Source organism: Ramlibacter sp. AN1015, from assembly GCF_037726105.1.
Taxonomy (GTDB): domain Bacteria; phylum Pseudomonadota; class Gammaproteobacteria; order Burkholderiales; family Burkholderiaceae_C; genus Ramlibacter.
This window is the reverse complement of sequence record NZ_JBBJUM010000002.1, coordinates 340,877-362,472: the sequence shown is the minus strand read 5'-3', so window position 1 is coordinate 362,472 and position 21,596 is coordinate 340,877. Positions and strand designations below refer to the sequence as shown.

The 21,596-nt window shown below is 68.8% G+C and carries 20 protein-coding genes; 13 read left to right on the top strand and 7 right to left on the bottom strand.

Going from position 1 to position 21,596, the window contains the following annotated elements; all coding sequences use genetic code 11:
* The first annotated feature begins 70 nt into the window (after positions 1 to 70).
* From purN to WG922_RS04400, 3 genes are all read left to right on the top strand, one after another.
* A complete protein-coding gene (gene purN, locus WG922_RS04410) occupies positions 71 to 652 on the top strand; it encodes a phosphoribosylglycinamide formyltransferase (RefSeq protein WP_340280948.1) in 582 nt (193 codons plus the stop codon).
* 6 nt (positions 653 to 658) lie between these two features.
* The gene (locus WG922_RS04405; RefSeq protein ID WP_340280947.1) at positions 659 to 1,924 is read left to right on the top strand and encodes an RsmB/NOP family class I SAM-dependent RNA methyltransferase; all 1,266 of its coding nucleotides are present in this window, start codon (positions 659 to 661) and stop codon (positions 1,922 to 1,924) included.
* Positions 1,925 to 2,042: 118 nt separating this feature from the next.
* The gene (locus tag WG922_RS04400) at positions 2,043 to 3,257 is read left to right on the top strand and encodes a DesA family fatty acid desaturase (protein WP_340280946.1); all 1,215 of its coding nucleotides are present in this window, start codon (positions 2,043 to 2,045) and stop codon (positions 3,255 to 3,257) included.
* A gap of 103 nt (positions 3,258 to 3,360) precedes the next feature.
* Here WG922_RS04400 and rpmG read toward each other — a convergent pair whose 3' ends face one another.
* The 3 genes from rpmG to trxB all read right to left on the bottom strand — a co-directional run bounded on the left by rpmG (position 3,361) and on the right by trxB (position 4,928).
* On the bottom strand, positions 3,361 to 3,531 hold the full coding sequence (gene rpmG / locus WG922_RS04395; RefSeq protein WP_180682613.1) for a 50S ribosomal protein L33: 171 nt from the start codon (positions 3,529 to 3,531) through the stop codon (positions 3,361 to 3,363).
* An 18-nt stretch (positions 3,532 to 3,549) separates the two neighbouring features.
* Positions 3,550 to 3,783, bottom strand: a complete 234-nt coding sequence (gene rpmB, locus WG922_RS04390) for a 50S ribosomal protein L28 (RefSeq protein WP_066704677.1) — start codon at positions 3,781 to 3,783, stop codon at positions 3,550 to 3,552.
* 194 nt (positions 3,784 to 3,977) lie between these two features.
* Complete coding sequence (gene trxB, locus WG922_RS04385) at positions 3,978 to 4,928, bottom strand: thioredoxin-disulfide reductase (RefSeq protein ID WP_340280945.1); 951 nt, start codon at positions 4,926 to 4,928, stop codon at positions 3,978 to 3,980.
* Positions 4,929 to 5,103: 175 nt separating this feature from the next.
* Here trxB and WG922_RS04380 point away from each other — a divergent pair, with 175 nt between their 5' ends.
* From WG922_RS04380 to WG922_RS04345, 8 genes are all read left to right on the top strand, one after another.
* The gene (locus WG922_RS04380) at positions 5,104 to 5,778 is read left to right on the top strand and encodes a Crp/Fnr family transcriptional regulator (protein ID WP_340280944.1); all 675 of its coding nucleotides are present in this window, start codon (positions 5,104 to 5,106) and stop codon (positions 5,776 to 5,778) included.
* 46 nt (positions 5,779 to 5,824) lie between these two features.
* Complete coding sequence (locus WG922_RS04375; RefSeq protein ID WP_340280943.1) at positions 5,825 to 8,167, top strand: DNA translocase FtsK; 2,343 nt, start codon at positions 5,825 to 5,827, stop codon at positions 8,165 to 8,167.
* Positions 8,168 to 8,238: 71 nt separating this feature from the next.
* Entirely contained in the window at positions 8,239 to 8,886 is a 648-nt protein-coding gene (gene lolA / locus WG922_RS04370) for an outer membrane lipoprotein chaperone LolA (protein ID WP_340280941.1), read from the top strand.
* 43 nt (positions 8,887 to 8,929) lie between these two features.
* Entirely contained in the window at positions 8,930 to 10,252 is a 1,323-nt protein-coding gene (locus WG922_RS04365) for a replication-associated recombination protein A (RefSeq protein WP_340280939.1), read from the top strand.
* 225 nt (positions 10,253 to 10,477) lie between these two features.
* Complete coding sequence (locus WG922_RS04360) at positions 10,478 to 11,407, top strand: branched-chain amino acid ABC transporter permease (protein WP_340280937.1); 930 nt, start codon at positions 10,478 to 10,480, stop codon at positions 11,405 to 11,407.
* 23 nt (positions 11,408 to 11,430) lie between these two features.
* Positions 11,431 to 12,519 (top strand): ABC transporter permease subunit, encoded by a 1,089-nt coding sequence (locus tag WG922_RS04355; RefSeq protein ID WP_340280936.1) that lies wholly within the window; start codon positions 11,431 to 11,433, stop codon positions 12,517 to 12,519.
* A gap of 14 nt (positions 12,520 to 12,533) precedes the next feature.
* Positions 12,534 to 13,334 carry an ABC transporter ATP-binding protein gene (locus tag WG922_RS04350; protein ID WP_340280935.1) on the top strand — a complete coding sequence of 267 codons (801 nt, stop codon included), beginning with the start codon at positions 12,534 to 12,536 and terminating at the stop codon, positions 13,332 to 13,334.
* Between the two features lies 1 nt (position 13,335).
* On the top strand, positions 13,336 to 14,052 hold the full coding sequence (locus WG922_RS04345) for an ABC transporter ATP-binding protein (protein ID WP_340280934.1): 717 nt from the start codon (positions 13,336 to 13,338) through the stop codon (positions 14,050 to 14,052).
* 112 nt (positions 14,053 to 14,164) lie between these two features.
* On the opposite strand, the gene WG922_RS04340 is transcribed toward WG922_RS04345, so the two are convergent.
* Both WG922_RS04340 and WG922_RS04335 read right to left on the bottom strand, forming a co-directional pair.
* The gene (locus WG922_RS04340) at positions 14,165 to 14,761 is read right to left on the bottom strand and encodes an outer membrane beta-barrel protein (protein WP_340280932.1); all 597 of its coding nucleotides are present in this window, start codon (positions 14,759 to 14,761) and stop codon (positions 14,165 to 14,167) included.
* Between the two features lie 360 nt (positions 14,762 to 15,121).
* The gene (locus tag WG922_RS04335; RefSeq protein WP_340280931.1) at positions 15,122 to 16,093 is read right to left on the bottom strand and encodes a Bug family tripartite tricarboxylate transporter substrate binding protein; all 972 of its coding nucleotides are present in this window, start codon (positions 16,091 to 16,093) and stop codon (positions 15,122 to 15,124) included.
* A gap of 102 nt (positions 16,094 to 16,195) precedes the next feature.
* Here WG922_RS04335 and WG922_RS04330 point away from each other — a divergent pair, with 102 nt between their 5' ends.
* Positions 16,196 to 17,689, top strand: a complete 1,494-nt coding sequence (locus WG922_RS04330; RefSeq protein WP_340280930.1) for a tetratricopeptide repeat-containing glycosyltransferase family protein — start codon at positions 16,196 to 16,198, stop codon at positions 17,687 to 17,689.
* A 24-nt stretch (positions 17,690 to 17,713) separates the two neighbouring features.
* Here the strand turns inward: WG922_RS04330 and WG922_RS04325 are convergent, their stop codons facing one another.
* A complete protein-coding gene (locus tag WG922_RS04325) occupies positions 17,714 to 18,796 on the bottom strand; it encodes a CDP-6-deoxy-delta-3,4-glucoseen reductase (protein WP_340280929.1) in 1,083 nt (360 codons plus the stop codon).
* A gap of 46 nt (positions 18,797 to 18,842) precedes the next feature.
* Between WG922_RS04325 and WG922_RS04320 the strand changes: the two genes are divergently transcribed.
* Positions 18,843 to 19,775: an SDR family oxidoreductase gene (locus WG922_RS04320; protein ID WP_340280928.1), complete on the top strand. Its 933-nt coding sequence runs from the start codon at positions 18,843 to 18,845 to the stop codon at positions 19,773 to 19,775.
* Between the two features lie 104 nt (positions 19,776 to 19,879).
* Here WG922_RS04320 and WG922_RS04315 read toward each other — a convergent pair whose 3' ends face one another.
* Positions 19,880 to 21,592: a hypothetical protein gene (locus WG922_RS04315; RefSeq protein WP_340280927.1), complete on the bottom strand. Its 1,713-nt coding sequence runs from the start codon at positions 21,590 to 21,592 to the stop codon at positions 19,880 to 19,882.
* Positions 21,593 to 21,596 lie beyond the last annotated feature (4 nt).

Here is a 21,596-nt window from a genome sequence, read left to right as displayed (position 1 = left end):
GGTTCTAGCACGCTCGTGCTAAAGCGCGTGTCGAAGGGGCGACAAGCCGCTGGGGATAATCGCCGGTTCCATGAAGAACATCGTGATCCTGATCTCGGGCGGCGGCTCGAACATGGCGGCCATTGTGCGCGCGGCAGGCCGCGAAGACTGGCTCGGCCGGTACGGCGCCCGCGTTGCGGCGGTCATCAGCAACCGCCCGGACGCCGGGGGGCTGGCGTTCGCCCGCGAGCAGCGCATTCGGGCCGAGGTGGTCGATCACCGCGGCTTCGACAGCCGGGAAGCTTTCGAGGCGCGCCTGGCGCAGGCCATCGACGCCCATGCCCCCACCCTCGTCGCGCTGGCGGGGTTCATGCGCATCCTCACGCCCGGCTTCGTCGCGCGTTATGCCGGCCGCCTTCTGAACATCCATCCCTCGCTGCTGCCGGCCTTTCCGGGCCTGCACACGCACCAGCGCGCGCTGGATGCGGGCTGCCGCGTCGCCGGAGCCACCGTGCACCAGGTCACCGCCGAGCTCGACCTCGGCCCGATCCTCGAGCAGGCCGTGGTGCCGGTGCTCGCCGACGACAGCGCCGACACCCTGGCCGCGCGCGTGCTCACCCAGGAACACCTGATCTATCCGCGCGCCATTGCGCGCCTGCTCGCGCAAGGCTGAACTCCCATGCATCCCAAAGCATTGCTCGACGCCTGTGCCGAGCTGGTGGCGCAGGTGCTGCGCCTCGAACACCCGGCCGACGCCGTGGTGTCCCGCTATTTCCGCGAGCACCGCAGCCTCGGCCCGCGCGAGCGCGCCACCCTGGCGGAAACGGCCTATGGCGTGCTGCGTCGCAAGCTGCTCTACGACCACTTCGCTCCGTCGGGCAGCGGCCCGCGCGAGCGCCGCCTGGCCATCCTCGGGTTTGCCGGCCCGCGTGACTTCCTCAAGAGCGCCTTGTCCGAGCAGGAAAGGCGCTGGCTCGAGCAGTGCGACGCGGTGCGCACGGAGGATCTGCTGGAGCGGCATCGGCACAACCTGCCGCAATGGCTGGTCGAGCCGCTGCAGGCGCAGCTCGGCAGCGACTTCATGGCGCTGGCCGAAAGCCTGAACCGGCCGGCCCCGTTGGACCTGCGCGTCAACACGCTGAGTGCCCGGCGCGAGGACATGCACAAGGAGCTGCTGCAGGCCGGCATCCGCAGCGAGCCCACGCCTTACTCGCCCTGGGGCTTGCGCCTGGAGGACAAGCCGGCGCTGACGCGGCTGGACGCGTTCGTCCGGGGTGCGATCGAGGTGCAGGACGAAGGCTCACAGCTGCTGTGCGCCATGCTGGACGCGCACCGGGGCGAGATGGTCGTCGATTTCTGTGCGGGTGCGGGCGGCAAGACCTTGGCCCTGGGGGCGGCCATGCGCAACACCGGGCGGCTGTACGCGTTCGACATCTCGGCGCACAGGCTCGATGCGCTCAAGCCGCGGCTGGCGCGCAGCGGCTTGTCGAACGTGCACCCCGCGGCCATCGCGCATGAGCGCGACGAGCGCATCAAGCGCCTGGCAGGCAAGATCGACCGCGTGATCGTCGATGCGCCCTGTTCCGGCCTGGGCACCCTGCGCCGCAATCCCGACCTGAAATGGCGTCAGTCGCCCGAGTCGATCCAGGAAATGGCGCAGCTGCAGTTGTCGATCCTGCGCAGCGCCGCACGGCTGCTCAAGCCAGGCGGGCGCCTGGTCTACGCCACCTGCAGTCTGATGCCCGAGGAGAACGAGGCCATCGCACAGGCTTTCGGCACGCACGAAGGCGCGTTCGCCGCCTTGCCGGCGGTGCAGGCGCTCGCGCCTCTCAAGCTCGAGCGGCCGGAAGACCTCTGCAGCGGCGAGGGCGGCATGTACCTGCGGTTGTGGCCGCACCGCCACGCGACCGACGGCTTCTTCGCGGCGGCCTGGGTTCGCAAGTAGTACGACAAGCTGTAAGTTAGGCCCAAGGTGTGAGCGAAATGCCCTGCATGAGCTGAACCCCGGGGCCTAGAATCGGTCTCACCCGACAAGGCGCCGTTGCCTGCATCTTCTGGACACCATGTTCCTTCCTGAATGGCCCGTGCTGCACGCGGCGCTCGAACTCCTCGCCCACGGCCTGTGGGACCTCAGCTGGTGGCAGATCGTGCTGTACACGCTGGTGACCACGCACATCACGATCGCCAGCGTCACGATCTTCCTGCACCGCACCCAGGCGCACCGCGCCATGGACCTGGGTGCCATTCCGTCGCACTTCTTCCGCTTCTGGCTGTGGCTCGGCACCGGCATGGTGACCAAGGAGTGGGTCGCGATCCACCGCAAGCACCACGCCAAGTGTGAAACCGAGGACGACCCGCACAGCCCCCAGACCCGCGGCATCGACACCGTGCTCTGGCGCGGCGCCGAGCTGTACCGTGAAGAGGCCAAGAACCGCGACACCGTCGCCAAGTTCGGCCACGGCACGCCCGACGACTGGATCGAGCGCAATCTGTACTCGCGGTATAGCTGGCAGGGCGTCGGCCTGATGCTGATCCTGAACATCGCCCTCTTCGGTGCCATCGGCCTGTCGGTCTGGGCGGTGCAGATGCTCTGGATTCCCGTGACGGCCGCCGGTGTCATCAACGGCATCGGCCACTACTGGGGCTACCGCAACTTCGAGGCGCCTGATGCCAGCACCAACATCTCCCCCTGGGGCGTGCTGATCGGTGGCGAAGAGCTGCACAACAACCACCACACCTATCCCACGGCCGCCAAGTTCTCGGTCAAGAAGTACGAGTTCGACATCGGCTGGGTCTACATCAGCCTGATGCAGAAGATCGGCTGGGCCAAGGTCAAGAAGGTGCCGCCGAAGCTGCGCATGGGCGCCGTGCGGCCGGTGGCCGACGAGAAGACCCTCGAAGCCCTGATCGCCAACCGCTACGAAGTGATGGCGCGCTACGGCCGCGAGATGCGGCGCGCGTGCAAGGACGAGATCGCCCTGCTGCGCGATCGCGGGCACGACCTTTCGATGCTCAAGGTCGCACGCCGCTGGCTTCACCGCGATGTCGAGCGGGTGCCGGCCGACGCGCGCCCGCAGCTCGCCGCCGCGCGCGAAGCCCATCCGGTGCTGGACACCATGGCCGTCATGCGCGAGGAATTGCGCCAGATGTGGCTGAACACCTCCCACTCGCGCGAGCAGCTCACTGCCGAGTTGCAGGCGTGGTGCAGGCGCGCCGAGGAAAGCGGAATCGCGCGGCTTCAGCAGTTCGCCGTCGGCCTGCGCTCGGCGCACGCCTGAGTCAGGTCGCGCAGGTCGCCTGTTCGGGGCGCCCAGCAAAAAGCCCCGCATCGCGGGGCTTTTTTTTCAGCTCCTCCGCCCGAAGGCGGAGTGACGGGCTGCGTCACTTGAGCTTGATTTCCTTGTATTCGACGTGCTTGCGCGCCTTCGGGTCGAATTTCATGATGGCCATCTTCTCGGGCATGGTCTTCTTGTTCTTGGTGGTGGTGTAGAAGTGGCCGGTGCCCGCAGTGGACTCCAGCTTGATCTTTTCGCGTCCGCCTTTGCTCGCCATGATGCTGCTCCTTCGGGTTTAGGCTTGGCCGCGGGCACGCAGGTCCGCGAGCACGCTGTCGATGCCGTTCTTGTCGATCAGGCGCAGCGCGGCGCTCGACACACGCAGGCGAACCCAGCGGTTCTCGCTCTCGACCCAGAAACGGCGGTATTGCAGGTTCGGCAGGAACCGGCGCTTGGTTTTGTTGTTGGCGTGGGAAACGTTGTTCCCGACCATCGGGCCTTTACCCGTGACTTCGCAGACGCGTGCCATGAAGCACTCCATGAATAGTAAGAACGGCGGTCACATCGTGAGCGCCTCACCTCGCCAGGCAGGGTGGCGGTAGCCCCTTCGACGCCCGCACCTTCCCAGGCGGTGGCGGCAAAGCCCGCGATTATAGCCCCCGACTCCGGTCCCGCTGCCTGCCGCGGCTGGTGGCGCCATGGGCCACTGCAGCCGCGGCGGGCCTATTCCTGCTGTTCCAGGAAGCGCTGGGCATCGAGCGCTGCCATGCAGCCTGTGCCCGCGCTGGTGATCGCCTGGCGGTAGATGTGGTCCTGCACGTCGCCGGCGGCGAACACACCCGGCACGCTGGTCATCGTGGCAAAGCCGTTGAGGCCGGATCGCGTGAGGATGTAGCCGTCCTTCATCTCCAGCTGGTTCTGGAAGATCTCGGTGTTGGGCGAGTGGCCGATCGCGATGAAGCAGCCCTGCAGCTGCAGGTCTTCGGTGGCGCCGGTGCGGGTGTCCTTCAGGCGCACGCCGGTCACGCCGACCTCGTCGCCGAGCACCTCGTCGAGGGTCTGGAACAGCTTGAGCTCGATCTTGCCCGCCTTGACCTTCTCCATCACCTTGTCCACCAGGATCGGTTCGGCCCGGAACTTGTCGCGCCGGTGCACCAGGTAGACCTTGCTGGCGATGTTTGAGAGGTACAGCGCCTCTTCCACGGCCGTGTTGCCACCGCCGATCACGCAGGTGACCTGCTCGCGATAGAAGAAGCCGTCGCAGGTCGCGCAGGCGCTCACGCCCTTGCCCATGTAGCGCTGTTCGGACGGCAGGCCGAGGTAACGCGCGGAGGCTCCGGTCGCGATGATCAGCGCATCGCAGGTGTAGCGGCCGCTGTCTCCGACCAGGGTGAACGGTCGCTTGCCGAGATCGACGGTGTTGATATGGTCGAACACGATCTGCGTCTTGAAGCGCTCCGCATGCTCCATGAAGCGCTGCATCAGCTCGGGCCCCTGGACGCCGTTGACGTCTGCCGGCCAGTTATCGACCTCGGTCGTGGTCATCAGCTGGCCGCCTTGAGCGATGCCCGTGATCAGCAGCGGGTGGAGGTTGGCGCGCGCGGCGTAGACGGCGGCGGTATAGCCGGCGGGGCCGGAACCAAGGATCAGGACCTGGGCGTGTTGGGTAGTCATCTTTCGCTTATTTCTGATGCGGCACTATTTCCGCGCGGTGTACATTCCGAGCCACGTCGGCGAAGTATCCACCGGGTTCCCCGGCGCGGTGCGCGCCGGAAATCAATCGAGGTGATTGTAAGAACCGAGGGCTGAGCACAGCGGCCCAGGGGCATGCCCCGCCCGGAGGGATGAAATGTCGATGCTTTCCAACCTGGAGCTGATCCGCCGCGTGCCGCTGTTCGCGCTGCTGACCTCCGCCCAGGCCGAGTCCGTGGCCGACGCCGTGGTCAAGCGCCGCTTCAAGCGCGGCGAAGTGATCGTGGAGCAGGGCGACAAGTCGAACACCCTGTTCATCATCCTCACCGGACGCGCCCGAGTCATCACTGCGGACAAGCGCGGTCGCGAGGTGATCCTCGCCACGCTGCAGCCGGGCGACTACATCGGCGAGATGAGCCTGATCGACAACGAGGCGCACTCGGCCACCGTGCGCGCCGAAGTGCAGACCGACATGCTGTGCCTCGGACGCGCCGAGTTCGCACGCTGCCTGCCGGAGAACAGCTCCATGGCCTACGCCATCATGAAGGGACTGGTGCAGCGGCTTCGCAATGCCGACCGCAAGATCGAATCGCTGGCACTGATGGACGTGTACGGCCGGGTGGCCCGGGCCCTGCTGGAGTTCGCCTCGCCCGACCGCGAAGGGCAGATGAGCATCCGCGAGCGCATCTCCCGGCAGGACATCGCCAAGATGGTCGGCGCGTCGCGCGAGATGGTCAGCCGCGTGATGAAGGACCTCGAAGACCGTGGCTTCATCGAGACGCGTGACGACGGCTCCATGTTGATCAAGGATCGGCTCAGCACCCTGGGCTAGTATCTCGTCCGTACCCCGGCGCCGCCCCGGGGCGGCGCGAGATTCCATGACCTATTCCCTCAATACCCTCCGCGGCAGCACGGCCGCCGGCCGCACATCGCCGGTCCGTTCGGGCCTGCGCCGCTTCACCCACGAGTTCGGCCTGGCGATCGGCGCGGTGGCCTGGCTGTTCTGGTTGATCGCCCTGCTGAGCTATTCCCCGCAGGATGCGGCGTTCTCGAACTCCGGCACCGGCAACGGCATCGCCAATTGGGCGGGCCGGCTGGGAGCCTGGCTGGCCGACGGCAGCTACATGCTTCTGGGGTTCTCGGTGTGGTGGTGCCTGGCGGCCGGGCTGCGCGCCTGGCTGTCGGCGCTCTCGCGCTGGACGCGCGCCGAGCTTCACCCCGACATCGACCGCAGCCAGTTCAGCGCCACCCGCACGGCCTTCTGGGCAGCGTTGCTGGTGCTGCTGGTCGCGAGCAGCGCGCTCGAGTGGTCCCGCCTCTATCGCTTCGAGACCAGCCTGCCCGACCATGCCGGGGGCGCCCTGGGTTTCCTGGTGGGGCCGCTGGCGGTCCGCTGGCTGGGCTTTACCGGCTCAGGGCTTGTCGGCATCGCCCTCGTGGTGCTGTCGGTGGCCGTGGTGTTCCGCTTCTCGTGGGGGCGCCTGGCCGAAGCCATCGGTGGCCACATCGACGGCTTCTTCGTGTCGCGCCGGGAGCAGCGCGAACGCCAGCAAGACCTGGCGCTTGGCCAGCGCGCCGCGCGCGAGCGCGAGGAGATCGTGCTCGAAGAGCGGATCGAGATCGAGGAGCAGCATCCCACGCCCGTGCTCATCGAGCCGGTCGTGGCCGAGGTGCCCAAGAGCGAGCGGGTGGTCAAGGAGCGCCAGAAGCCGCTGTTCAAGGAGCTGCCCGACAGCAAGCTGCCGCAGGTCGATCTGCTCGACGGCCCCCAGGCACGCCAGGAAACGGTCTCGCCCGACACCCTGGAGATGACCTCCCGCCTCATCGAGAAGAAGCTCAAGGACTTCGGCGTCGAGGTGCGCGTGGTGCTGGCGCAGCCCGGCCCGGTGATCACGCGCTACGAGATCGAGCCCGCCACCGGCGTGAAGGGCTCGCAGGTGGTCAACCTTGCCAAGGACCTCGCGCGGTCGCTGTCCCTGGTGTCGATCCGTGTGATCGAAACCATTCCCGGCAAGAACTACATGGCGCTGGAGCTGCCCAACGCCAAGCGGCAGTCGATCCGGCTGTCCGAGATCCTGGGCTCGCAGGTCTACAACGAGGCCAGGTCCATGCTGACCATGGGCCTGGGCAAGGACATCGTGGGCAACCCGGTGGTGGCCGATCTCGCCAAGATGCCGCACGTACTGGTCGCCGGCACCACCGGCTCGGGCAAGTCGGTCGGCATCAACGCCATGATCCTGTCGCTTCTGTACAAGGCAGAGGCGCGCGACGTGCGACTGCTCATGATCGACCCCAAGATGCTGGAGATGTCGGTGTACGAGGGCATTCCGCACCTGCTGGCGCCGGTGGTCACCGACATGAAGCAGGCCGCGCACGGCCTGAACTGGTGCGTCGCCGAGATGGAGCGCCGCTACAAGCTCATGTCCAAGCTGGGCGTGCGCAACCTCGCCGGCTACAACGTCAAGATCGACGAGGCGGCCGCGCGCGAGCAGTTCATCAGCAATCCCTTCAGCCTCACGCCGGACAGCCCCGAGCCGCTGCAGCGGCTGCCGCACATCGTGGTCGTGATCGACGAGCTGGCCGACCTGATGATGGTGGTGGGCAAGAAGATCGAAGAGCTGATCGCGCGGCTCGCCCAGAAGGCGCGTGCCGCCGGCATCCACCTGATCCTCGCGACGCAGCGGCCCAGTGTCGATGTGATCACCGGCCTCATCAAGGCCAACATCCCGACGCGCATCGCCTTCCAGGTCTCCAGCAAGATCGACAGCCGCACCATCCTCGACCAGATGGGAGCCGAGGCCTTGCTGGGCATGGGCGACATGCTCTACATGGCCAGCGGCACCGGCCTGCCGGTGCGCGTGCACGGTGCCTTCGTGAGCGACGAAGAGGTGCACCGCGTGGTGGCCTACCTCAAGGAGCAGGGGGGCGAACCCAACTACATCGAGGGGGTGCTCGAAGGCGGCACCGTCGATGACGAGGGCGGCAGCATCGGCGGCGACGGCGATGGAGAGGGCGGCGAGAAGGACCCGATGTACGACCAGGCCGTCGAGATCGTGCTCAAGAACCGCAAGGCCAGCATCTCCCTGGTGCAGCGGCACCTGAAGATCGGCTACAACCGGGCCGCGCGGCTGGTCGAGGATATGGAGAAGGCGGGCCTGGTGAGCGCCATGAACGGCGCCGGCCAGCGCGACATCCTCGCTCCCAATCGGGCGGTCGAGTAGTGGCCGAGGCACGCGAGGCGCGGCCCCGCGCCGCCCGCGAACTTTGCCGGCTCGGCCGGACCCAAGCACCCATGACCCGATCTTTCCTTCCACCCCTGCTGTGCGCTGCCGCACTCGCCGCCTCCGCGCTGCCGTCCTGGGCCGGCGGGCTCGAGAGCCTCGAAGCCTTCATGCGCAACGCCCGCAGCGGCCGCGCCGACTTCACCCAGGTGGTCACACCGCCGGCGCGCGACGGCCAGGCGGTGCGCCCGCGCACCTCCACCGGCACCTTCGAATTCCAGCGGCCGAGCCGCTTCCGCTTCGACTACCGCAAGCCGTTCGAGCAGACGCTGGTGGCCGACGGCCAGACCCTGTGGATGCACGACCCCGACCTCAACCAGGTGACCGCACGGTCCCAGGCGCAGGTGCTGGGCTCCACGCCGGCTGCGATCATCGCCGCCGCACCTGATCTGCAGGCGCTGCAGCGTGACTTCGACCTCTCGCCCGCGCCCGACCGCGACGGCCTGGCCTGGGTGCAGGCCATGCCGCGCAACAAGGATGGCCAGCTCAGCCGCGTGCTGGTGGGCTTCCAGGGCGACCAGCTGGCGGCACTGGAAATCCTCGACAGCTTCGGCCAGCGCTCGCTGATCCGCTTCGAGCGCATGGAACTCAACCCCGCACTGCCGCCGACCACCTTCCAGTTCACCCCGCCGCGCGGCGCCGACGTGATTCGCCAGTAGCGCGCACCGCCTCGCGGGGCGCCCGGCCTTCTACACTGCCCCCGTGAGACCACGCACCACCTCGAACGCACCCGCCCACGCCCCGCTGGCCGAGCGCCTGCGCCCGCGTACGCTGTCCGAGGTGATTGGCCAGCAGCAGCTGCTGGGAGAGGGCATGCCTCTGCGCATTGCGTTCGAATCGGGGCAGCCGCACAGCTGCATCCTGTGGGGGCCCCCGGGCGTGGGCAAGACCACCATCGCACGCCTGATGGCGGACGCCTTCGACGCGCAGTTCATCACCATCAGCGCCGTGCTCGGCGGCGTCAAGGACATCCGCGAGGCGGTGGAACAGGCCCAGGCCGCGGTCTCGGGGCTGCAGGCCCAGCGCACCATCGTCTTCGTCGATGAGGTGCACCGCTTCAACAAGAGCCAGCAGGACGCCTTCCTGCCGCATGTCGAATCGGGGCTCTTCACCTTCATCGGCGCCACCACCGAGAACCCCTCGTTCGAGGTCAATTCGGCGCTGCTGTCGCGCGCGGCCGTCTACGTGCTGCAGCCGCTGGGCGAGCCCGAACTCCAGCAGCTGGTCGAGCGGGCGCAGGGCATCGGCGCGGTGCCGGCGCTCGAACAGGAGGCCTTGCAACGCCTGCTGGCCTATGCCGACGGCGACGCGCGCCGGCTGCTGAACACGCTGGAGACGCTCAGCGTCGCGGCCGCCGCGCAGCAGCTCGGCGAGATCACGGATGCCTGGCTGCTCAAGGTGCTCGGCGAGCGCATGCGCCGCTACGACAAGGGTGGCGAGCAGTTCTACGACACCATCAGCGCGCTGCACAAGAGCGTGCGCGGCTCCGACCCCGACGCCGCGCTCTATTGGCTCGTGCGCATGCTCGACGGCGGGGCCGACCCGCGCTACATCGCGCGGCGGCTGGTGCGCATGGCCGCCGAGGACATCGGCCTGGCCGATCCGCGGGCGTTGCGGCTCGCGCTCGACGCGACCGAGGTATACGAGCGCCTGGGCTCGCCCGAGGGCGAACTGGCGCTGGCCGAGTGCGTGGTCTATCTGGCCGTGGCGCCCAAGTCGAACGCGGTGTACGCCGCCTACAACCAGGCCCGAGCGCTGGTGCGCAAGGACGGCACCCGGCCGGTGCCGCTGCACCTGCGCAATGCACCGACCAAGCTCATGAAAGAGCTCGACTACGGCAAGGGCTACCGTTACGCGCACGACGAAGCGGGCGGCTACGCGGCCGGCGAGGACTACTTCCCGCAGGGCCTGGCCGGCACGCGCTTCTACGAGCCCGTCGAGCGCGGCCTGGAAATCCGCATCGCCGAGAAGCTGCGGGCGCTGCGCCAGCTCGACGCGCAGGCTGCGCCGCCCGAGCCAGGCTGAAGCGCCGTGCCGGCTGCAAGTGCGCGCTGTCCCGAAGCGGCTCGCCATGCAGTCGCCCGCGTGTCTTCCGCCCGGGAAAACCCCGGGTCGGCGCGACTCGGGCAACACAAGCTCATCGCTAAAATTTGCCACCACCAAACCCGCTGAGCCATGGCGGGTTTTTTGCTAGTGCATTGCCAGACGGTTCACAAGACCATCGGGAACCAAGGAACGGAGCGAGCGCGTATGGACATCCTGCTGCAGCAGATCATCAACGGTCTGGTCCTGGGCAGCATGTATGCCCTGGTGGCCCTGGGCTACACCATGGTGTACGGCATCATCAACCTCATCAACTTCGCGCACGGCGAGGTGCTCATGGTGGGCGCTCTCACGAGCTGGGCCATCATCGTCGCGATGCAGGAGGCCATGCCGGGCACGCCCGGCTGGATCATCCTGATACTGGCGCTGGTGATCTCGTGCGTGGTGGCCGCGGTGCTCAATTTCACCATCGAGAAGGTCGCCTACCGGCCGCTGCGCAACAGCCCCAAGCTCGCGCCCCTCATCACCGCCATCGGCATGTCCATCCTGCTGCAGACGCTGGCGATGATCATCTTCAAGCCCAACTACAAGCCGTATCCCTCGCTGCTGCCCACCACGCCGGTGCAGATCGGCGGCGCCGTGATCACGCCGACCCAGATCATGATCCTCAGCCTCACCGCGGTGTCGCTCGCGGTGCTGATGTACGTGGTGAACTACACCCGCCTCGGCCGCGCGATGCGCGCCACGGCCGAGAACCCGCGGGTCGCCGCGCTCATGGGCGTGCGCCCCGACACCGTCATCTCCGCCACCTTCATCATCGGCGCCGTGCTGGCCACCATTGCGGGCGTGATGTACGCGTCGAACTACGGCACCGTGCAGCACACCATGGGCTTCCTGCCCGGCCTCAAGGCCTTCACGGCGGCCGTGTTCGGTGGCATCGGCAACCTGGCCGGCGCGGTGGTCGGCGGCATCCTGCTCGGCCTGATCGAAGCCATCGGCTCGGGCTACATCGGCGCGCTCACCGGCGGCGTGCTGGGCAGCCACTACACCGACATCTTCGCCTTCATCGTCCTGATCGTCATCCTCACGCTGCGGCCCTCGGGCCTGCTCGGTGAGCGCGTGGCCGACCGCGCCTGACCCGCAGGGAAACGGACCACACCATGCCGAACTTCAAGGACCACAAGGGCGCGCTCATCGCATCGGCCGTGCTGCTGCTGCTGCTGCCGCTCGCGCTGCAGTACATGGGCAACTTCTGGGTGCGCATCGCCGACACCGCACTGCTGTACGTGCTGCTCGCGCTCGGCCTGAACATCGTGGTGGGCTACGCCGGCCTGCTCGACCTGGGCTATGTCGCCTTCTTCGCCATCGGCGCCTACATGTACGCGCTGATGGCCTCGCCCCACCTGAGCGACACCTTCGCGTGGTTCGCCCAGACCTTCCCCGACGGGCTGCACTCTTCCATCTGGCTAATCGTGCCGCTCGCGGCGCTGCTCGCCGCCGTCCTCGGGGCGCTCCTGGGGGCGCCCACGCTGCGCCTGCGGGGCGACTATCTCGCCATCGTCACCCTGGGCTTCGGCGAGATCATCCGGGTGTTCCTGAACAACCTCGACCATCCGGTCAACATCACCAACGGACCCAAGGGCGTGGGCCAGATCGAATCGATCAGCCTGTTCGGGCTGAACCTCGGGCGGCGCCTCGACATCGGCGACTACAGCATCTCCTCGGTCACGCTCTACTACTACCTGTTCCTCGTGCTGGTCGTCTTCGCGGTGATCATCAGCCACCGGCTCGAGCTCTCGCGCATCGGCCGCGCCTGGATGGCCATTCGCGAAGACGAGATCGCGGCCAAGGCCATGGGCATCAACACGCGCAACATGAAGCTGCTTGCCTTTGCGATGGGCGCCACCTTCGGTGGCGTCTCGGGCGCGATGTTCGCCGCGTTCCAGGGCTTCGTCTCGCCCGAATCCTTCGCGCTGATGGAGTCGATCATGATCGTCGCGATGGTGGTGCTGGGCGGCATCGGCCACCTGCCGGGCGTGATCCTGGGCGCCGTGCTGCTGTCTGCGCTGCCCGAGGTGCTGCGGTGGGTGTCCGGCGCGCTCGATCTCCAGCTGCTCACCGGCGGCCGGCTCGACCCGGCGATCCTGCGCCAGTTGCTGATCGCGCTGGCCATGATCGTCATCATGCTGATGCGCCCGCGGGGGCTGTGGCCCGCGCCGGAACACGGCAAGGCGCTGGGCAACCGGTGAACGGAGCGCAGCACATGACCGATCCCGTCCTGCGCGTCAGCGGCATTTCCAAGCGTTTCGGCGGCCTGCAGGCACTGTCCGACGTCGATGTCACCATCCACCGTGGCCAGGTCTACGGCCTCATCGGGCCGAACGGCGCCGGCAAGACCACGTTCTTCAACGTCATCACCGGCTTGTACGCGCCCGACAGCGGCAGCTTCGAGTTGGCCGGCAAGCCGTACAAGCCGAGCGCCGTGCACGAGGTCGCCCGCGCCGGCATCGCGCGCACCTTCCAGAACATCCGCCTGTTCTCCGAAATGACCGCGCTCGAGAACGTGATGGTCGGCCGCCACGTGCGCACCGGCTCGGGGCTGGCCGGCGCCGTCTTCCGCACCCGCCGCTTCAAGGAGGAAGAGGCGGCCATCGCGCAGCGCGCCTACGAATTGCTCGAATACGTCGGCATCGCCAAGTACGCCGACTACAAGGCGCGCACGCTTTCCTACGGCGACCAGCGGCGCCTGGAGATCGCCCGTGCGCTCGCGACAGATCCGCAGCTGATCGCACTCGACGAGCCGGCGGCCGGCATGAATGCCACCGAAAAGGTGCAGCTGCGCGAGCTGATCGATCGCATCCGCAACGACAACCGCACCATCCTGCTGATCGAGCACGACGTGAAGCTGGTCATGGGCCTGTGCGACCGCGTCACCGTGCTCGACTACGGCAAGCGCATCGCCGAGGGCACCCCGGCCGAGGTGCAGCGCAGCGAGAAGGTGATCGAGGCCTACCTCGGTCAGGGGCATGCGAGCGACGGCGGCGCGCCGCAGGAAGGAAACTGAGATGGCGGACGTACTGCTCAAGGTGCGGGGCCTGCAGGTGGCCTATGGCGGCATCCAGGCCGTCAAGGGCGTGGACTTCGAAGTGCGCGAAGGCGAGCTGGTGTCGCTGATCGGCTCCAACGGCGCCGGCAAGACCACCACCATGAAGGCCATCACCGGCACGCTGCCGCTGGCTGGCGGCGACATCGAATACCTGGGAGCCAGCGTCAAGGGGCAGGGCGCCTGGGACCTGGTACGCCGTGGCCTGGCCATGGTGCCCGAGGGGCGCGGCGTGTTCACCCGCATGACCATCGCCGAGAACCTGCAGATGGGCGCCCACATCCGCCGGGACAAGGCCGGCATCGCTTCCGACCTGGAGAAGGTCTACACCATCTTCCCGCGCCTGCGCGAGCGCCGCGACCAGCTTGCCGGCACGCTCTCCGGCGGCGAGCAGCAGATGCTGGCGATGGGGCGCGCCCTCATGAGCCGTCCCCGCGTGCTGCTGCTGGACGAGCCCTCCATGGGCCTGTCGCCCATCATGGTCGACAAGATCTTCGAGGTGGTGCGCGAGGTGCATGCCCAGGGCGTCACCATCCTGCTGGTCGAGCAGAACGCCAGCCGTGCGCTCCAGATCGCCGACCGCGGCTACGTCATGGAGTCCGGCCTGGTGACCATGAGCGGTGAGGGCCGCGAGATGCTGCGCGACCCGAAGGTGCGCGCCGCCTATCTCGGCGAGTAGCGGTCGGGGCGGATTGTGGCGAGCGAGCGCGCGCAAGGGCGGCTTGGCGTCGCAGGACCTGCGCGAGAGCTAGCGTCGCGGGCATGCGCAGGTGTTTGTGCCGGCGCGTACTTCAATACCGCCACTGCAGCCCGAGCCGGGTGGACCGCATCGGCTCGGTGCCGCCGTTCGCAAGGCGAAAGCCCTGGCTGTCCCACTCGAGTGCGGCCGACAGCCCGGACGAGAGCTGCCACTGCACGCCGGCTCCATAGGACAGGCCGAAGCCGCGGCCGCCGCCGGCTTGCAGGGCCGAACCCGGCAAGGCCGACGTGGCGGTGTGCCCGTAGGTCGTCCCCAGTTTCCCGTAGGCGGAGAGGGCTTGCGACAGCGGCAGTTGCCGCACCACGTTCAGCGTGACCCCGTGCGCGCGCGTGCTGCCGCCGCCGAGGTCCATGCGCCCGGTGTCGAGCAGCCCGAGTTCGGCGCCCCAGCGCTCGCTGAACATGCCGCGCCCCACCAGGCGTGTGTAGCGCGCCCCGTCGTCGCAGCCGGGAAGCAGCCCGCAGGCGGCGCCGAAATCGGTGTGTCCGAGACTGAAGCCGACCGCGTGGCGCCCCTTGCCGGGCCGCAGCGTCGCATCGCCGTCCGCCTGCGCCGCCGCGATGGAAGGCAGGGCCAGCACCAGTGCTGCCAAGGCGGCCCGGGTGGTGGGGATGCGGTGGGCTTTCATGGTCTTTTGGAGCTGGTGTGCGAAGCTCCAATCTAGCGAACTGCCGACCTTGCGCTTGTCGGCGTCGGCTTACACGACCGTAGGACCGGGCGAGGGCGTAACAAGCGCATGCCCTGGCAGATGACTCGGGGGCGCCTGCGCCAGCGAGTGCCGCCAGACAGAAGCACCGGGCCGCGGAGGCAGCGACAAGAAACCCGCTGCCACCGCCGGCATCGCCGACCCTGCCGGCCTGCGTCAGCGCCTGGGTCGAGACACTGCTGCGGGCCCAGCGCTCCGTGCTCGCGAACCGACACCACACTCGAATGTGGCGTCGCGGAGAGTCGGCCTACGCACCCAATCCGGGCGAGCCGGCCTCGGAGCTCAATCGACCTTCGCGCCCGAAGCCTTCACCACCCGCTCGTATTTGGCGAGCTCGGCGCGCATGAAGGCGGCGAACTCGTCCGGCGTGTTGGTGACGGGCTCGGCCATCAGCTGGGCGAAGCGCGAACGCGCCTCCGGCGTCTGCAGCCCCGCGACGAAGGCCTGGTTCAGGCGCTGAACCACTTCGCGAGGCGTGCCCGCCGGCGCAACCAGTCCCCACCAGGTATCGATCGCGAAACCCTTGAGAGTGTCGGCGACCGGCGGGATCTCGGGCAGGTACGGCGAGCGCTGCTGCGTCGTCACCGCCAGCGCCTTGAGCTTGCCCGAACGGATGTTGGGCGCGGCCGTCGCGAGGTTGTCGAAGTTGAAATCGACCTGCCCGGACAGCAGCGCGAGCTGCGCTGGATTGCCGCCGTTGTAGGGAATGTGCACCGCGAAGATGCCGGCGTCGCGCTTGAACAGCTCGCCGGCCAGATGACCCGCGCTGCCGTTGCCGCCGCTGCCGTAGTTCAGGCGCGCCGGGTTGGCCTTGGCGTACGCGATCATGTCCGCCAGCGTGTTGATCTTCAGGCGTGCGGCGGTCTCGGCGTTCATCACCAGCACGTTGGGCACCCGCACCATCTGCGTGATGGGGGCGAAGTCGCGGCCCGCGTCGAAAGGCATCTTGGAGAACAGCCACGGGTTGATGGCGTGCGTGGCCACCGCCGCGATGCCGATGGTCAGCCCGTCGGGGGCCGCCTTGGCCACCGCATCCACGCCGATATTGCCGCCCGCTCCAGGACGGTTCTCGATGATGATGGTGCCCAGGCTGTCCTTGACCCGCTCGGCCAGCACGCGTGCGGTGATGTCGATCGGGCCTCCCGGCGCATAGGGCACCACGAGCCGGATCGGCTTGGCCGGCGACTGCGCGAACGTGGACACGGGGGCTGCCAGGGCGGCGGCCGACAGGAGGAGGGCGGATCGTCTTTGCATGGCCGCTATTGTGCCGACCCGCTGAGCATGGCTAAATGCGGCTTTCTAACTCTTCCGGCCTACTCGCCGGATGCGGCTATATCCTTTGCATTGACTCATGACATGCCCGAAGAAGTCGCTTCTCCACAGCGCATCGCGCAGCTGTTGTCGCAGGCTGTCGAGGCGCACGCCGGCCAGGACCTGGAGCGGGCCCGCCTCCTCTACGAGCAGGTCCTGCAGATGCACCCCCGGCAGCCGCATGTACCTTTTCTGCTGGGCACGCTGCTGCACGCGCAGGGCGCCCACGCGGCAGCCATCGGGCAGCTGGAGCAGGCCGTGCGTTTGCGGCCGCAGGAGCTGCGCGCCTGGGTCCTTCTGGGTGGCTCCATGGCGCATCTCGAGCGTTGGCCCGAAGTCCTGGCCTGTTTCGAAGGCGCGCTGTCGCTCGAGCCGATGAACGCGGACGCACTCGCCGGCCGCGCTACCGCGCTGCACGCCCTGGATCGATCGGACGAGGCGGCGCGATGCTTCGACCAAGCCCTGGAGATCGCGCCGGGCCACGAAGTTGCCCTGCTCAATCGGTGCAGACTGCGGCGCGACCGCGGGGAACTGCAGGCCGCGCTCGCCGACTGCGACGCGGTGCTGGCCCAGTCGCCCGCGCATGCACGGGCGGCGTTCAGCAAGGCCGGACTGCTGCTGCTGCAGGGCGAGTGGGCGCGCGGCTGGCCCTTGTACGAGCAGCGATTCGCTGCGCTGGGCATCTCCCCGGACCGGTTCGGGCGGCCGCTCTGGCGAGGCGGCGATTCTTTCGCCTCGTGGGTAACCATCCTGCTGCACAACGATCAGGCACTGGGCGACGGCATCATGAACATGCGTTTCGCCACCGAAGTCGCGGCCAAGGGCGCACGCGTGATCCTGGCGGTCGCTCCTACGCTGGTGGAACTGGCGCGGGGGGTGGAAGGCGTCACGGAAGTCGTGGCGCACGGAAAGCCGCTGCCGCATTTCGATGTGCACTGCCCTTTCTTCTCGCTGCCTGCCGCCCTGCAACTCACCGTGGAGACGGTGCCGGGGCGTTCGGGCTACCTGCGCGCGGATGCTGCGCGCGCGGCTGCCTGGGCCGCGGAGCTGGGCCCAGCCGACCGTCCTCGCGTGGGTCTCGCCTGGTCGGGCAATCCCGAGCACAGCCGCGATCGTAGGCGCTCCATTACCCTCGAGCGATTCCTCACGGCGCTGCCCGAGGGCTGTGAGTACATCAGCCTGCAAAAGGAGCTGCGCACGACGGACGAAGGCGCCCTTGCGGCAACGCCCCGCGTGCGATATTTCGGCGACCGCCTGCGCGACTTCAGCGATACGGCCGCCTTGTGCGCGCAGATGGACCTCGTGGTCGCGGTGGACACCAGCGTGGCCCACCTGGCGGGGGCGCTGGGCAAGCCGGTGTGGATCCTGCTTCCATATTCTCCCGACTGTCGATGGCTGATGCACGGGGAGCGCTGCCCCTGGTATGCCTCGGCCCGCCTGCTGCGCCAAGGACCCGAGAGGGAGTGGCCCCCGGTGCTGGCGCAGGTGCACAGCGGCTTGCAGCAACTGGCGCATGCCTGGGCAGGGACGCCCGCGTGAGCCGCGAGCATCCGCGCCAGGTGCTCAGTCGCGGTGCTTGTCGGCCTCGGTGGTAAAGGCGTCGGCGTAGAACTCGTCCGGAGGCAGCTTGGCGTGCGCCGAATAATCGGCGCGCGCCGAATCGACCACCACCGGCGCACCGCAGGCATAGACCTGATGGCCCGACAGGTCGGGCAGGTCCTCCATTACGGCCTTGTGCACGAAGCCGGTGCGGCCGGTCCAGTTGTCTTCGGGCAGGGCGTGCGAGATCACCGGCACGTAGCGCAGGTTCGGCATCTCGGCGCAGCGCGCGCGCACCCAGTCGTCGAGGTAGAGGTCACGCGGGCGCCTGCCGCCCCAGTACAGCACGGCCGGGCGGGTGATGCCCTGGAACTGCATGTGCTCGATCACCGCCTTGATGGGCGCGAAGCCGGTGCCCGAGGCGAGCAGCACCACGGGCTTGTCGGAGTCCTCGCGCAGGAAGAAGCTGCCGTAGGGGCCCTCGAGGCGCAGGATCTCCTTTTCCTTCATGGCGGTGAACACGTGGTCGGTGAACTTGCCGCCCGGCATGTGGCGGATGTGCAGTTCAATCACGGGCGCGGCGGGCGTGGGGCCGTCGGTTCGCACCAGCGTATGCGGTGCGTTTGCCATGGAGTAGCTGCGCCGGTCGCCGTCGCGCAGGATGAATTCGACGTACTGGCCGGCGTGGTAGCGCATCGCGTCGTTGGCCGGCAGCTGCATGCGCACGATCATCACGTCGTGAGATTTCTTCTCGAGCGACTGCACGCGCGAGGGCATCTTGCGGATCGGGAACGCGCTCTCGTCGGTGACCTGGCGCGACTCGAGCACCACGTCGCTCTGCGCGGTGGCGCTGCAGGTGAGCACGTAGCCGACCGCTTCCTCGCCCGCGTTGAGCGCCTTGCTCTGGTGCGCACGATGCGTCACCTCGCCTTCGAGCTTGCGGCACTTGCACGAGCCGCAGGCACCGTCCTTGCACCCGTAGGGCAGCCCCACTCCCTGCCGTATGCCGGCCGCCAGGATGGTCTCGCCGGGCTCGACGCTGAAGCTGCGTCCGCTCGGCTGCACGGTCACCTGGAAGGGGCCCGCCTGGGCCGTGGCACTCGTCATCTTCGCTATCCTTGCCTGTTGTGTCGTCTGCTCGGTTCCTGCGATTTTGCCTTCAAACCAGACCCCCCTCGGCGCGCTGCCGGCGCGCTTTCGCCGTGAGCGCCTCCTGATCGTCGGCTGCGGCGACGTAGGCCTGCGGCTCGCGCGCGAGCAGCGAGCCCGCGTGCGCCTGCTGGCCCTGACGTCCTCGCCCGAGCGCGTCGCCGAATTGCGCGCGTGCGGCATCACGCCGCTGCCCGGCGACCTCGACCGGCCAGGCACGCTGGAGCGCCTTGCCGGCCTGGCGACGCGCGTGGTGCACCTTGCGCCGCCGCCCCCCGACGCGCCCGGCGCCTGGTGGCGCGACACGCGCACCCTGGCGCTCACGCGCGCGCTGCGCAGGCGCACTGCGCCGCGCTCGCTGGTGTATGGCTCGACCAGCGGCGTGTATGGCGATTGCGCCGGGGACTGGGTCGCGGAAACCCGGCCGATCGCGCCGTCCACGCCGCGCGCGCAGCGACGCGCCGATGCCGAAGCGCTGGTGCGCCACCTCGGCCGCGCGGTGGGCGTGCGCACCTGCGTGCTGCGCATCCCCGGCATCTACGCACCCGACCGCAAGGGCGGCACGCCACGCGAACGCCTGCAGCGCGGCACGCCGGTGCTGAGGGCGCAGGACGACGTCTACACCAACCACATCCATGCCGATGACCTCGCGCGCGCCGTGCTCTTGGCCTTGTGGCGCGGCCGCCCGCAGCGCAGCTACAACGTCTGCGACGACAGCGCGCTGAAGATGGGCGACTATTTCGACGCGGCAGCCGATCTGTACGGGATGCCGAGACCTCCGCGCATCGCACGCACCGGCGCGGCCGATGCGCTGCCGCTGGTCCTTCTGAGTTTCATGAGTGAATCGCGCCGGCTGCGCAACGACCGGCTCACCCGGGAATTGGGCCTGCGCCTGCGCTATCCGACGGTGCTCGAAGGCCTGCAGGCGACGGGCTGATGCGGCGCGACGGCGCACATCTGCGGTGCGGAGGGCGACGCGAGTTGCCCGCGCTCTGCCAGTCACGCGCCGAACGCCGGTGTCCGCAGCGACCTGGCGATCGCTTAGTTGCCGTAGAGCGGAACGGGCGCGGGCAGCAGCACCTGCGTCGGCGGCCGCGCAGCGGCGGAGGCCAGCGCCAGCGGCGCGAGCACCTCGCGCTCGAGCCGCTCGCGCACCTGCCCCGCGATGCGGGGCGATCCGGCATCCTGCAGCGCGGCTTCCACCTGGCGAACACGCTGCCATGCCACGTCCATCGGCGCCATGAACGGCGGCGGGACGGCGGCGCCCGCGGCTACGAAGCGCGCCGATTGCTCATAGGCACGCTGCAGCACGCGGTCTTCGACATAGCGGGTAACCAGCGCGTGCCACGGCTTCGGGAAGACCGGCAGCGTCTCGCGCATGAAGCGCCTGCGCTGCTGTGCCAGCTCCGAGAGTTCGGATGGCGTGGTGTCGGCTGCTGCAGCGCTCGCGAAGCTGCCGTAGCCGGCAGGAAGGACGGCGCTCGTTGGCTCGGCATCGGCCATGAAGGGCTGCGCCACCAGCAAGGCCAGGCCTTCGCCAAGCGCGGCGCGCTGCGGCGCGAGTGCGTAGCGGCCCGAGAGCGGATGCCAGGCCAGCCCGGCGTCGGGCCGCGCGAAGTGCGCGTCGAAGCGCTTGCGGAACTGCGCGTGGCCGACGTGGGCCTGGGCCTGCAAACGGGCCGCGAGGTCTGGTCCGAGAAGATGCGTCTGCGCGACCCGGCGAACCAGCTCCACGTGCACGGAAGACGGCGGCAGCGTGTCGCTGCGCATCCATTGGTGGCTGCCCCGAGCGAGCAACGCCTGCTGGCGGGCGATCAGGGCGGCGGTGCTGCGCAGGCGCTCACGGCTCGCTGCCAGCCCGACGGCGCTGCTGGGTGCGAAGAGCGTGGACGCGCGGATGCCGTTCAGGCGCTCCTCGAGTGCGAGCAGCTCGTTGCGCTCGAACCAGCGGGCCTGCGCCGCCTCGGCGCCCTTGGTGACGCTGCACCACACGGCCCAGCGCAAGCGCCCGACCAGCGCCTCGGCCTGCGGCGCAGGTAGCGCGGCGTGCGCATGAAACAGCCGCAGCCCGCGCGATGCCGGCCCCGACAGCTCGGCGCGCAGGCTGTAGCGCACCAGCATGCGCATGTCCTCGGCCCGGGCCGTTGCCGGATCGCGCAGCGCCAGCAGCGCCGCCACGGCCTGGTCGAGTTGCTGCACCTCCTGCAGGTGCTGCAGCAAAGCGGCATCTTCGGCGTCGCCCTCGGTGGACGCGACGGTGCGCTGCGGGCCTGCCCCCCGCAGAGTGGGTGCGCTGCACTGCGCACCGGTGTCGATCTCTCCGGTCGCCGGGTGTTGCGGCAGGCCCGCCAACAAGGCGGCGCGGCTGTCGAGCTCACGCCGGATCGTTTCGACCACGACGCTCGCGAAGGCGGAGTCGATGCGCTCGGCGGCGCGTTCCTCGAGGTCGTCGAACAGGCGCCAGGAGCCCGGCATCACCAGCGACCAGGCCGTATCGTGGCGCAGCCGTTCCACCGCCGAGAGCAAGGCCAGCGCACGCTTGCGATACCACTCGGGATGGACCTGGTCCCACTGCCGCACGCTGGAGCGCAGCAAGTCGTCCGCGCGCAGCTGGATCAGCACGCGCGAGACCTCCTGCTGCCAGGGCTGCAGGCGAATCGCGGCGATCGCCAGTCCCAATGCCCAGGCGGCCAGCAGGACCGCCAGCACGTGCTGCAGGCGCAATCGGGCGAACCACGCACGGCGTTCGCTCACGGCC

What these genes read in the sequence shown, in the direction of transcription:
- rpmG (WP_180682613.1), bottom strand. Translation starts at nt 3,531, where the DNA reads ATGGCGAGCAAAGGCGGACGCGAAAAGATCAAGCTGGAGTCCACTGCG.
- WG922_RS04355 (WP_340280936.1), top strand. Translation starts at nt 11,431, where the DNA reads ATGCCGAACTTCAAGGACCACAAGGGCGCGCTCATCGCATCGGCCGTG.
- WG922_RS04405 (WP_340280947.1), top strand. Translation starts at nt 659, where the DNA reads ATGCATCCCAAAGCATTGCTCGACGCCTGTGCCGAGCTGGTGGCGCAG.
- WG922_RS04325 (WP_340280929.1), bottom strand. Translation starts at nt 18,796, where the DNA reads ATGACGAGTGCCACGGCCCAGGCGGGCCCCTTCCAGGTGACCGTGCAG.
- WG922_RS04375 (WP_340280943.1), top strand. Translation starts at nt 5,825, where the DNA reads ATGACCTATTCCCTCAATACCCTCCGCGGCAGCACGGCCGCCGGCCGC.
- WG922_RS04380 (WP_340280944.1), top strand. Translation starts at nt 5,104, where the DNA reads ATGTCGATGCTTTCCAACCTGGAGCTGATCCGCCGCGTGCCGCTGTTC.
- WG922_RS04350 (WP_340280935.1), top strand. Translation starts at nt 12,534, where the DNA reads ATGACCGATCCCGTCCTGCGCGTCAGCGGCATTTCCAAGCGTTTCGGC.
- WG922_RS04360 (WP_340280937.1), top strand. Translation starts at nt 10,478, where the DNA reads ATGGACATCCTGCTGCAGCAGATCATCAACGGTCTGGTCCTGGGCAGC.
- WG922_RS04330 (WP_340280930.1), top strand. Translation starts at nt 16,196, where the DNA reads ATGCCCGAAGAAGTCGCTTCTCCACAGCGCATCGCGCAGCTGTTGTCG.
- trxB (WP_340280945.1), bottom strand. Translation starts at nt 4,928, where the DNA reads ATGACTACCCAACACGCCCAGGTCCTGATCCTTGGTTCCGGCCCCGCC.
- rpmB (WP_066704677.1), bottom strand. Translation starts at nt 3,783, where the DNA reads ATGGCACGCGTCTGCGAAGTCACGGGTAAAGGCCCGATGGTCGGGAAC.
- WG922_RS04340 (WP_340280932.1), bottom strand. Translation starts at nt 14,761, where the DNA reads ATGAAAGCCCACCGCATCCCCACCACCCGGGCCGCCTTGGCAGCACTG.
- WG922_RS04400 (WP_340280946.1), top strand. Translation starts at nt 2,043, where the DNA reads ATGTTCCTTCCTGAATGGCCCGTGCTGCACGCGGCGCTCGAACTCCTC.
- purN (WP_340280948.1), top strand. Translation starts at nt 71, where the DNA reads ATGAAGAACATCGTGATCCTGATCTCGGGCGGCGGCTCGAACATGGCG.
- lolA (WP_340280941.1), top strand. Translation starts at nt 8,239, where the DNA reads ATGACCCGATCTTTCCTTCCACCCCTGCTGTGCGCTGCCGCACTCGCC.
- WG922_RS04345 (WP_340280934.1), top strand. Translation starts at nt 13,336, where the DNA reads ATGGCGGACGTACTGCTCAAGGTGCGGGGCCTGCAGGTGGCCTATGGC.
- WG922_RS04335 (WP_340280931.1), bottom strand. Translation starts at nt 16,093, where the DNA reads ATGCAAAGACGATCCGCCCTCCTCCTGTCGGCCGCCGCCCTGGCAGCC.